This is a genomic window from Nocardioides sp., from assembly GCF_034670285.1.
Classification (GTDB): Bacteria; Actinomycetota; Actinomycetes; order Propionibacteriales; family Nocardioidaceae; genus Nocardioides.
The window spans coordinates 1-9,619 of record NZ_JAXMNS010000108.1; the positions used below are offsets into that span (position 1 = coordinate 1).

8 protein-coding genes and 1 pseudogene are annotated in these 9,619 nt (G+C 70.9%); 7 read left to right on the plus strand and 2 right to left on the minus strand.

The window, feature by feature from the left end:
- Both VOI19_RS07400 and VOI19_RS07405 read right to left on the minus strand, forming a co-directional pair.
- Positions 1-1,400 (minus strand): molybdopterin oxidoreductase family protein (locus VOI19_RS07400; protein ID WP_323792320.1); only part of this gene is annotated, 1,400 nt, incomplete at its 3' end.
- Between the two features lie 20 nt (positions 1,401-1,420).
- Entirely contained in the window at positions 1,421-2,923 is a 1,503-nt protein-coding gene (locus tag VOI19_RS07405; protein WP_323792321.1) for an MFS transporter, read from the minus strand.
- A gap of 453 nt (positions 2,924-3,376) precedes the next feature.
- On the opposite strand from VOI19_RS07405, the gene VOI19_RS07410 reads away from it, so the two are divergent.
- The 7 genes and pseudogenes from VOI19_RS07410 to VOI19_RS07440 all read left to right on the plus strand — a co-directional run bounded on the left by VOI19_RS07410 (position 3,377) and on the right by VOI19_RS07440 (position 9,487).
- On the plus strand, positions 3,377-6,202 hold the full coding sequence (locus VOI19_RS07410; RefSeq protein ID WP_323792322.1) for a DUF4040 family protein: 2,826 nt from the start codon (positions 3,377-3,379) through the stop codon (positions 6,200-6,202).
- Positions 6,199-6,528, plus strand: a complete 330-nt coding sequence (locus tag VOI19_RS07415) for a cation:proton antiporter subunit C (RefSeq protein ID WP_323792323.1) — start codon at positions 6,199-6,201, stop codon at positions 6,526-6,528. Before VOI19_RS07410 ends, VOI19_RS07415 begins: the two co-directional genes overlap by 4 nt.
- Complete coding sequence (locus tag VOI19_RS07420) at positions 6,525-8,027, plus strand: monovalent cation/H+ antiporter subunit D family protein (protein ID WP_323792324.1); 1,503 nt, start codon at positions 6,525-6,527, stop codon at positions 8,025-8,027. The genes VOI19_RS07415 and VOI19_RS07420 overlap by 4 nt, the downstream gene beginning before the upstream one ends.
- A pseudogene (locus VOI19_RS07425) lies at positions 7,940-8,386 on the plus strand (Na+/H+ antiporter subunit E); the annotation flags it as partial. The gene VOI19_RS07420 and the pseudogene VOI19_RS07425, both read left to right, overlap by 88 nt.
- Complete coding sequence (locus VOI19_RS07430) at positions 8,383-8,643, plus strand: monovalent cation/H+ antiporter complex subunit F (RefSeq protein ID WP_323792325.1); 261 nt, start codon at positions 8,383-8,385, stop codon at positions 8,641-8,643. The pseudogene VOI19_RS07425 and the gene VOI19_RS07430, both read left to right, overlap by 4 nt.
- Positions 8,640-9,065 carry a cation:proton antiporter gene (locus VOI19_RS07435; RefSeq protein ID WP_323792326.1) on the plus strand — a complete coding sequence of 142 codons (426 nt, stop codon included), beginning with the start codon at positions 8,640-8,642 and terminating at the stop codon, positions 9,063-9,065. Before VOI19_RS07430 ends, VOI19_RS07435 begins: the two co-directional genes overlap by 4 nt.
- A 14-nt stretch (positions 9,066-9,079) precedes the next feature.
- Complete coding sequence (locus VOI19_RS07440) at positions 9,080-9,487, plus strand: phage holin family protein (RefSeq protein ID WP_323792327.1); 408 nt, start codon at positions 9,080-9,082, stop codon at positions 9,485-9,487.
- Positions 9,488-9,619: the final 132 nt, after the last annotated feature.

The following is a 9,619-nucleotide window of genomic DNA, read 5'->3' on the forward strand; positions in this document are numbered from 1 at the left end:
TGCTCGCGCAGGATCACCCGGCCCTCGAGGTTGGTCATGGTGCCGCTCTCCTCGGCCCACTGCGTCACCGGCAGCACGACGTCGGCCAGCGCGGCGGTCTCCGACATCACGATGTCGGCGACGACGCGCAGGTCGAGCGACTCCAGCCGCTCGGTGACCTGCGTGGCGTTGGGGGCCGAGACGACGATGTTGCTGCCGTGCACCAGCAGCGCTCGGGGGCCGCCGTCGGTGCCCAGCGCGTCGAGCAGCTCGTACGCCGACCGGCCCGGGCCCGGGAGCGAGTCGGGGTCGACGCCCCACACGGCGGCCACGTGGGCCCGGGCGGCGGGGTCGTCGATCATCCGGTAGCCGGGCAGTTGGTCGGACTTCTGCCCGTGCTCGCGCCCGCCCTGACCGTTGCCCTGCCCGGTGAGGCAGCCGTAGCCGGCGAACGGCTTGCCGACCATGCCGAGCGCGAGGGTCAGGTTGATCCAGGCGAGCACCGTCGCGGTGCCCTGGCGGTGCTGCTCGGCACCGCGAGCGGTCAGCACCATCACCTTCTCGGCACCCGCGAGCAGGGCGGCGACCTCGCGCAGGTCGGCGGCGGCGATGCCGCTGACCCGCTCGACCCGCTCGGGCCACCAGCCGGCGACCGAGCGTCGTACGTCGTCGAAACCGTTGGTGCGCTCGGCGAGGTAGTCCTCGTCCAGCGCCCCCGCGGCGTCCAGCAGGTGCAGCAGCCCCAGTGCGACCGGGAGGTCGGTGCCCGGCACGGGTTGGAGCAGGTGGTCGGCGCGCTCGCCGGTGGTGGTCAGACGAGGGTCGATGACGACCAGGCGCCCGCCGCGCTCGCGCAACCGGTCGAGGTGACGGGCCGCAGGCGGCATGGTCTCGGCGAGGTTGGAGCCGACCAGGACGACCACGTCGGCCTGCTCGACGTCGGCGAGCGGGAACGGCAGTCCGCGGTCGACGCCGAAGGCCTGGTTGCCGGCCGAGGCGGCCGAGCTCATGCACCAGCGGCCGTTGTAGTCGATCTGGCTGGTGCCGAGCGCCACCCGGGCGAACTTGCCCAGCAGGTAGGCCTTCTCGTTCGTCAGCCCACCGCCTCCGAAGACGGCGACGCTGTCGTCCCCCGAGGCAGTGCGCAGCTCGCTGATCCGCTCGGCCACGACGTCGAGCGCCTCCTCCCAGCCCACCGCGGTGAGCTCGCCGGTGGCTCGGTCGCGCACGAGCGGGGTGGTGAGTCGTTCGCGGTGACCGCGCAGCCCGCCCGCCGTCCACCCCTTGCGGCACAGGGCGCCCTCGTTGACGGGGAAGTCGGGGCGGGCCTGCACCTCGAGCGACACCCGACCCCGGACCCGGCGAGAGGTCAGGGACATGGCGCACTGGAGGCTGCAGTAAGGACAGTGGGTGTCGGTCATCGCGGGCTGGAGCGCCTCTCTCAGATCTTCACGGCGGCGAGGCTGCTGACCCGGCTGCTGCTCTTCTTGAGGTAGACCGCGAAGCAGACGACCGCGCAGATGACGTAGTAGAAGGTGAAGACGACGAACGCCCCCTTGGTGGCCGAGAGCGGGTTGTCGACCCACGGGGCGGCAAAGGCCAGCGGGATCAGGAAGCCACCGAGGGCGCCGGCGGCACCCACGACGCCGAGGGCGGCCGAGGACTCCTTGGTCGCGACGGTGAGGGCGCGGGCCCGCTCGGGGGTCCCGTCCTCGGAGCTCACCTCGGCCTCGTTGCGCCAGATCGCCGGGATCATCTTGTAGGCCGAGCCGTTGCCGATGCCGGTGGCGGCGAAGACGCAGAGGAAGAAGCCGAGGAACCAGGGGAACCACGCCTTGTTGTCGAGCGCGATCGCCGGGTCGGCGGTCGGGTTGGCGACCAGCTGGGTCAGCGTCCACAGCACGGCGAGGGTGAAGACGATCATCGCGAGGAACGAGTAGAGCGTCACCCGAGCGCCGCCGAAGCGGTCGGCGAGCCAGCCGCCGAAGGGCCGCGTCGCTGAGCCGATGCCGGCACCGAGGAATGCGTAGTAGGCGAAGAACACGCCCGTGCCGAGCGGAGCCGGCTCGGGGACCCAGAAGTTGAGCTTGATCAGCAGCGGCATCGCAGCCGAGTAGCCGATGAACGAGCCGAAGGTGCCGATGTAGAGGAACGCCATGATCCAGGTGTGGGGCTTCTTGACGATCTGCAGCTGCTCGCGGGGCCTGGAGACCGCCGAGGTCAGGTTGTTCATGTAGAGCGCAGCGGCCAGCGTGGCGATCACGGCGAGGGCGGCGTAGACGTAGGCCGCGATCTCGAGGTTGATCCCGGAGTCGCGGGCCCTGACCAGGCCGAAGATCCCGGCGCCACCGACCATCACGGGCAGCAGCAGCTGGATGATCGAGACGCCCAGGTTGCCGCCGGCCGCGTTGAGGCCGAGCGCCGCACCCTTCTTGGCCGCCGGGTAGAAGAAGTTGATGTTGGCCATCGATGAGGCGAAGTTGCCGCCACCGAAGCCGGCCGTCGCCGCGATCAGGCAGAAGGCCCAGTACGGCGTGCTCGGGTTCTGCACCGCCCACGCGAAGGTCAGCGTCGGCACCAGCAGCATCGCGGCGCTGATCATCGTCCAGTTGCGCCCACCGAACTTCGGCACCGCGAACGTGTAGGGCAGCCGCAGCAGCGCACCCACCAGGTTGGGGATCGCCACGAGGACGAACAGCTGCTGGGGCGAGAACGCGAAGCCCTGGGCGACGAGGAACGCCGAGCTCACGCTCCAGATCAACCAGACCGAGAAGCCGAGATGCTCTGCGAAGATCGACCAGAGCAGGTTGCGGCGCGCGACCTGCTTGCCACCGCCCTCCCAGAAGGCCTCCTCCTCAGGGCGCCAGTCGTCGATCCAGTAGCGACCGCGGGCCGAGCGCGCATCGGGCACCGACGAGGAGGTCGGTTCGGTGGTGAGAGACATGAGGTGCTCCTGGCTCGGTCGGATCGGTATGACCACGAGTCAAGGGCGCTCAGGTTTCGGGGTTGCTTCCTGAGACGGAAACGTCGTGTCACCTTCGTCTCACGACCTCACGGACCTCACGGGCTCACCGCGTCTCGATACGCCGGTCGCTCGCTGCGCTCGCACCCCGGCTACTCGACCACCACCCTGGTCATCGAGTAGCCGACCGAGCGACGAAGTCGCGGGGTCGGCGTATCGAGATGCCAACCGCCGCCTCCCACCTCACGGTGCGTCTCGATACGCCGGTCGCTCGCTCCGCTCACACCCCGGCTACTCGACAACCACAGGCACCGAGGTCGCCGGCCCGCGGGCCACGGCACGCAGACAGCACGCTCCTGGGTAGGCTGACCCCTCGGTGAGCCGGGAAGTCTGGTCGGCAGTCGATCCGCCCACCCCTGAGGAGTCCAGCAGCGCATGACACTCGTCTGGCTTCTTGCCTGCCTCGCCGCGGCCCCCGTGCTCGTCGTCCCGCTCTCCTCGGCGCTCGGTCGTCGTACGGGCTGGGTCCTGGCGGCGTACTTCGTCGCGCTCGCCGCCGCGATGATCCCCAACGCCCGCACCGTCCTCGACGGTGGCGCCGTGGAGCAGACCTACTCCTGGGTGCCGGCCCTCGACCTCGTCTACGCGCTGCGCCTCGACGGCCTCGGCCTGATCTTCGTGATGATCGCGCTCCTCATCGGGGCGGCGGTCTTCGCCTACTCGGCGGAGTACCTCGCCCCCGACCGGCACCTCGGCTTCTTCCTCTGGATGACGGTCTTCGCGCTGGGCATGGTCGGCCTCGTCATGGCCGACGACCTGATCCTGGTGTTCCTCTGCTGGGAGATCACCTCGCTGGCCTCGTTCCTGCTGATCGCCCGGGCGGGCTCCGGCGGCGAGGCCGCGGCCGGGCGCACCCTGCTCATCACCTTCATCGGCGGCCTGTCCCTGCTCGTCGCGGTGGTCGTGATGATCGCCGCCACCGGCACCACCCGGCTCTCCGAGGCGCTCGCCTCGCCGGTCTGGCACGACCACGGCGCGCTCACCACCACGGTGGCCGTGCTGGTCGCGATCGCCGGCTTCACCAAGGCCGCCCAGTTCCCCTTCCACCCGTGGCTGCCCGACGCCATGGCTGCCTCCACCCCGGTCAGCGCCTACCTCCACGCCGCCGCGGTCGTGAAGGCCGGCATCTACCTGATGCTGCGCTTCTCCGAGGCCTTCTCGTCGGTGCCGGCCTGGAACGCGCTGCTCATCGTCGTGGGCCTCTTCACCTCCGCGATGGCGGCGCTGTTCGCGCTCAACCAGACCGACCTGAAGCGCCTGATGGCCTACTCGACCGTGAGTCAGCTCGGCCTGATCACCGCCGCCATCGGCGTCGGCACCCCCAAGGCCCTCACCGCGGCGATGATCCACACCATCGCCCACGCCCTCTTCAAGTCCGGGCTCTTCATGATGGTCGGCGTCATCGACCACCAGGCCGGCACCCGCGACCTGCGACGGCTGCCGGCGCTGCGCCACGTGATGCCGTGGAGCTTTGCCACCGTCGCGGCCGGCACCGCCGCGATGGCCGGCATCCCGCCGCTGCTCGGCTTCATCAGCAAGGAGGCGATCCTCGGCTCGATGCTCGAGGCGCCCGGCCCCGCCTGGACCGGTCAGGCGGCCTTCGCCTTCGCCGGCGCCGGGGCGGTGCTCACCTTCGCCTACTGCGCCAAGATCCTCTTCCACGCCTTCGTCGACGGCGAGCGAGAGATCGAGGCCGGCGCCTGCGAGGCCTCCCCCGCCCTGCTCGCCCCGGCGATGCTCACGATCTGGGCCGGGCTGCCGCTCGCCCTCGCGGTCGGCGTCCTCGCCGGACCGGTCGACCAGGCCGTCAGGGCGATGAGCGGCAAGGAGTCCTACGAGCTCGCGCTGTGGCACGGCGTCAAGCCCGAGCTGATCGTGACCGGACTGGTCATCCTCGTGGGTGCGTGGCTCGTGACCCAGCGCGCGCGCCTGCGTCCGCGGCTCGAGGGTGACCTGCTCCCGTTCTCCGGGGTCGGCCTCATCGACCGCGGCCTGCACCGGGTCGAGCGGATCGGTGCCGCCGGCACCCACGTCGTCGGCCACGACCACCCCTCGCGCCACGTCGTCCCGCCGATGACGGTGCTGACGCTGCTGCTCGGCGTCGGCACGATCGCGATCTTCGCGGGCGGCGACGTGCCCGGCACGGTGCCCGACCTGTGGCGCCCGATCGACGCCGGCCTGCTCGTGCTGATCACCCTGGCGGTGCTGGGGGTCGTCGTCTCCGACTCGCGGCTGGCCGCGACCGTCTTCCTCGGTGGCGTCGGCATCGCCGTCACCGTGCAGCTCTTCGCCCTCGGTGCACCCGACGTGGGCCTGACCCAGCTGATGGTCGAGGTCCTGACGGTCATCTTCATCATGCTCGTGCTGCGCGGGCTGCCGAAGCGCTTCGGCCACCTCAAGCACAGTCGACGCCGCGGACCGATGGTCCTGGCCGTGGCCCTCGGGCTGGCCGCCGGCGGAGCGACCTGGCTGCTGACGGGCCGGCGCGACCCCTCCGCCCCGGCGGAGTACTTCATCACCGAGGGCGCCGAGGAGACCGGCGGCGACAACCTCGTCAACGTCATCCTCGTGGAGTTCCGTGCGCTCGACACGCTCGGCGAGCTCACCGTGCTCGGCTTCGCCGCGATCGCGATCATCGCCATCCTGGCCACGGTGCCGAAGCGCAGCGTCAGCGAGGAGGAGCAGCACGACCTCCGTCCGCTCGACGGCACCGACGCCCTCGACGACCCCCAGGCCGCGGCGGCCCTGCGCGACGCCGCCCCCAACCTCGAGCCGATGCGCCTGCTGCTCCGCCTGATGGTGCCCGGCCTCGTCGTCCTCTCGGCAATGATCTTCTGGCGCGGCCACAACGCGCCGGGAGGCGGGTTCATCGCGGCCCTGATCGCCGCGGTGGCCGTCTCGCTGATCTACCTGGCGCGACCGGACGACCGCGCCGTGGGCACACCGCGCCTGCACCTGGCCCTCATCGCAGGCGGAGTCGGCACCGCTCTGGCCACCGGGCTGCTGGGCTACGCGGCGTCCGCCTTCCTCGAGCCCCTGTCCACCTACGTCGTCGGCATCTACGTCGGTACGTCGCTCCTGTTCGACGTCGGCGTCTACCTGGCCGTCCTCGGCCTCGTCATGGTCGCCTTCGACCGGCTCGGCGCCGAGCCGGTCGAGGAACGCACCGACGACGAGCCGGCCCTGAGGAGCCAGCCATGACCTTCCTGCCCCTCACTGTCGCCGTGCTGGTCGCGGGCGGTGCCTACCTGCTCTGCCAGGCCGGCATGGTCCGGATCGTCTTCGGCATCACCCTGCTCAGCCACGCCGCCAACCTGGTGCTGCTGGCCTCCGGGGTGTCGGCCTGGCGCACCGAGCCCCTCAACACCCCCGGTGCCACCGGGGTCGCCGACCCGCTGCCGATGGCCTTCGTGCTCACCGCCATCGTCATCACCCTGGCGGTGACGGTGCTGATGCTCGCGCTCTCGCTCATCGGCGGGGACGACAACACCTACCTCGTGCCCGAGACCGGTCAGGAGCACCGATGACCGACTCCCTGCTCCCCCTGTTCGTCGTCGTGCCGCTTGCGATGGCCGCTCTCGGCGTCGTCCTGCCTGCCCGCGCGATGATCCCGCTGATGGTGGGCGCCCCGCTGCTCACCGCGGCCGGTGGCCTCGGCCTCCTCGTCGCGCATGCCGAGGCCGGCAACGAGGTGATCGCCACCCAGGTGGGCGCCTTCGTGCCGGGCATCGCCATCCCGCTGGTCTCCGACACGCTCGCGGCCCTGATGCTCACCGTCACCGGGCTCACCAGCGCGGCCTGCGTGGCGTTCTCCGCGATCAGCGGTGAGGCGCGACTGCGCTTCTTCCCCACGCTGGTGCTGATGCTGACTGCTGGCGTCAACGGCGCCCTGCTCACCGGTGACCTGTTCAACCTCTTCGTCTTCATCGAGGTCATGCTGCTGCCGTCGTACGCGCTGATCGCGATGACCGGCACCTGGCGCCGGCTCGGCATCGGCCGTCTCTTCGTGGTGGTCAACCTGCTGACCTCGACGATCCTGCTGATCGGGGTCGGCCTCGTCTACGGCGTCGCGGGCTCGGTCAACATCGGCGTGCTCGCCGATGCCGACGCCGACGACCCGCGCTTCGTGCTCGCGGTCTCGGTGGTCCTGCTGGCGCTGGCGATCAAGGCCGGCGTGGTGCCGATGCACGGCTGGCTGCCGCGCGCCTACCCGGCGACCTCGGGCTCGGTGATGGCGCTCTTCTCGGCGCTGCACACCAAGGTCGCGCTCTACGCGATCTTCCGGATCCACCAGGTCGTGCTCGACGGCGCCGAGCCCTACCTCACCGTGCTGCTCACGCTCGTGGTGCTCACGATGGTCGTGGGCTCCTACGGGTCGCTGGGCGAGAAGATGATCCGCCGCCTGCTGTCGTGGCAGATGGTCGCCGGCGTCGGCTACATCCTGCTCGGACTGGCCATCGGCACCCAGCTCGGCCTGGCCGCAGGGCTCTTCTACCTCTCGCACCACATCCTGGTCATGGGTGCCCTGCTGCTCGCCTCGGCCGCCATCGAGCACACCTACCGCAGCAACCAGTTCACCCGACTCTCCGGCCTGATGCGGCGTGAGCCGCTGCTGGCCACGATCGTGGCGCTGGCAATGCTGTCGCTGGTCGGCTTCCCGCCGTCGTCCGGCTTCTTCGGCAAGGTCGGCATCCTGCGCGCCGCCGCCGACCTCGACGGCGTCGAGCTCGTCGTGGTGATGACGGCCGTCGTCGTGGCCAGCCTCGGCACGCTGCTCGCCGGCCTGCGCCTGTGGAGGGGCGTCTTCTGGGGCCCGCCCCTGGAGGACCTGCCCTCGGGCGACCGTGAGCCCCACGTGTCGCTCGACACCCGGGCGCCGCTGCGCACGGTGCTGCCCTCGGCCGTGCTGCTCGTCGTCTCGCTCGGCGTCTTCCTGGCGCCCGGGCCGGTCTGGGACGTCACCGTCCGCGCCGCCGACGGCCTCCTCGACTCGACGGCGTACGCCGCGGAGGTGACTGCACCGTGAGCTCGCTGCTGACACTCGCGCGGCTCGTCGCGCTCTACTCCCCCTGGCTCGCCTGGCAGCTGATCGTCTCCGTCGTACGCCTCGCGCTGGACGTCGGCACGCCGGGCTCGACCCAGCGTCCGCGGATCGTCAAGCTGAGCATGGAGGGCCTCACCGACCTCGAGGTCGCCCTGCTGACCAGCTCGATCACGATCACCCCCGGCACGCTGGTGCTCGCGGTCGCGGAGGCCGACGACCACGGTCCGCGCGCGACCTTCGTGCAGGGACTCTTCGGCGAGGACGAGCCGCTGCTGATGGCCGGGCTCGAGGACATGCGCGACCACGTCCTGGCCGCCACCCGAGGAAGGGACCGCCGATGACCGTGCTGCCCACCATCGCCGTCGTCGTGCTCGTCATCTCGGCGCTGCTCGGCATCGTCCAGGTCGCCCGCGGCCCCGACGACGCCAGCCGCGCGGTCTGCGGCGACCTGATCTTCTTCTGCGCGATCGCGATCTTCGCCGTCACCGGCATCCTGCGCTCGACGTCGGTGCTCTTCGACGCCGTCCTGCTCGCCACCCTCAGCGGCATCCTCGCCACCGCGGCCCTGGCCCGCATGCTCACCCGGGGCCACCGATGAGCGGCCAGAGCGGCTCGGACGTGCTCGAGGTCGTCGGCGGGGTGCTGCTCGTGCTCGGCTCGCTGTTCTTCCTCGTCACCGCAGTCGGGATGCTGCGCTCGGGTGACGCCATCAGCCGGGTCAACAACCTCAGCCCCGCCATGGGTGCGGGCATGCCGCTCATCATCGTCGGCGCGGCCCTCGACGTCGCCGCGCGCGGCGAGCTGAGCGTCACCGACGGCGTCCTGGCCGCCCTGGCGATCGGAGCCGCCCTGGTGGTCTCGTCGGTGGCCAGCAACCTGCTCGGGCGCGCCGCCTACCGCACCCAGCGCGTCCTCGACCCCCGCACGATCAGCAACGCCCTGGGCCCTCACGAGGACCTGCCGGAGCCCACCTGGGCCGACCACCCGGACACCGCCCCCGCACCCGAGAGCCAGGACTAGGTAGGGTCGTCGCCATGGCACCCGAGAAGACCGAGGCCGAGCCCACCATCGGCCGTCTCGTCAACGACGCCAGCCGCGACATCTCTGCGCTCATCAGCAAGGAGATCCAGCTCGCGAAGTCCGAGCTCAAGCTGAGCGTCAAGTTCGGCGTGACCGGAGTGGTGTTCTTCGCCGCTGCCGGCTTCATCGTCGTCCTGGCGATCATCATGCTGTCGGTCGCGCTGGCCTACTTCATCAACTGGAACGGCGACGGACTCGCCCTGCACTGGGCGTTCCTGATCGTCTTCGGCTTCTACCTGCTTGTCGCAGGGCTGCTGGCGTTCCTCGGGGTCAAGAAGATCAAGAAGGCCGGCCCGCCGGAGCAGGCCATCGAGCAGGGCAAGCAGATCCCCGGCGCCCTCAAGGGCCGCCACCAGGCCTGAGCAGCCCTGACTGGGTCTAGCTCGCGCATCCCTGCGTCGAGACCTGCTGGCCGCTGGCGCGGCCGTCCCGCGCCGCGCCGGCGACCTGCTCCCAGGTGAGGGCGTAGCCGGTGTCGGCGTCGGTGACCGACG

Excerpts from the sequence above, each read along its gene's own strand:
- VOI19_RS07415 (WP_323792323.1), top strand. The coding sequence starts at position 6,199 with ATGACCTTCCTGCCCCTCACTGTCGCCGTGCTGGTCGCGGGCGGTGCC.
- VOI19_RS07405 (WP_323792321.1), bottom strand. The coding sequence starts at position 2,923 with ATGTCTCTCACCACCGAACCGACCTCCTCGTCGGTGCCCGATGCGCGC.
- VOI19_RS07435 (WP_323792326.1), top strand. The coding sequence starts at position 8,640 with ATGAGCGGCCAGAGCGGCTCGGACGTGCTCGAGGTCGTCGGCGGGGTG.
- VOI19_RS07410 (WP_323792322.1), top strand. The coding sequence starts at position 3,377 with ATGACACTCGTCTGGCTTCTTGCCTGCCTCGCCGCGGCCCCCGTGCTC.
- VOI19_RS07440 (WP_323792327.1), top strand. The coding sequence starts at position 9,080 with ATGGCACCCGAGAAGACCGAGGCCGAGCCCACCATCGGCCGTCTCGTC.
- VOI19_RS07430 (WP_323792325.1), top strand. The coding sequence starts at position 8,383 with ATGACCGTGCTGCCCACCATCGCCGTCGTCGTGCTCGTCATCTCGGCG.
- VOI19_RS07420 (WP_323792324.1), top strand. The coding sequence starts at position 6,525 with ATGACCGACTCCCTGCTCCCCCTGTTCGTCGTCGTGCCGCTTGCGATG.